Raw genomic sequence first — 379 nt, forward strand, 5'->3', positions numbered from 1 at the left:
GAAAGGGATGCGCCCGAGCTTCTCGCGCGGTGCGGCCCCGGCCGAGGCGGAGCGCCTCTACCAGCACTTTACCGGCCTGTGCCGGGAGCAGGGCATCCCGACCGAAACCGGCCGCTTCGCCGCAGACATGAAAGTCTCCCTGGTGAATGACGGGCCGGTCACCTTCTGGTTACAGGTGTAACCGGATAAAAGTGATGATAAATTGCGCGGTCAGGATTTTCAGCTTCTGCCAGCGCTGCTCCTGTACGCGGTAGATGTTCTGCGCCCGTTGGCGTTGGGCGCTCAGCAGGGTGGTGTCGTTGCCCGGCGTCTGCCAGCCATACTCCAGCCCGCCCAGCACGTAAGGCGTATTGGTGACCACGGCGGGCGTGTAGGTGGT

Annotated in this window: 2 protein-coding genes; one reads left to right on the forward strand and one right to left on the reverse strand. The window is 63.6% G+C overall.

Going from position 1 to position 379, the window contains the following annotated elements:
- On the forward strand, positions 1 to 181 hold a 181-nt coding region (locus tag CYR32_RS21250; RefSeq protein WP_175578845.1), incomplete at its 5' end, for a D-aminoacyl-tRNA deacylase.
- On the opposite strand, the gene CYR32_RS21255 is transcribed toward CYR32_RS21250, so the two are convergent.
- On the reverse strand, positions 170 to 379 hold a 210-nt coding region (locus CYR32_RS21255; RefSeq protein ID WP_146000753.1), incomplete at its 5' end, for a DUF3131 domain-containing protein. The genes CYR32_RS21250 and CYR32_RS21255 overlap by 12 nt on opposite strands.

It is taken from the genome of Chimaeribacter coloradensis, from assembly GCF_002858715.1.
In the GTDB taxonomy this organism is placed as follows: Bacteria; Pseudomonadota; Gammaproteobacteria; order Enterobacterales; family Enterobacteriaceae; genus Chimaeribacter; species Chimaeribacter coloradensis.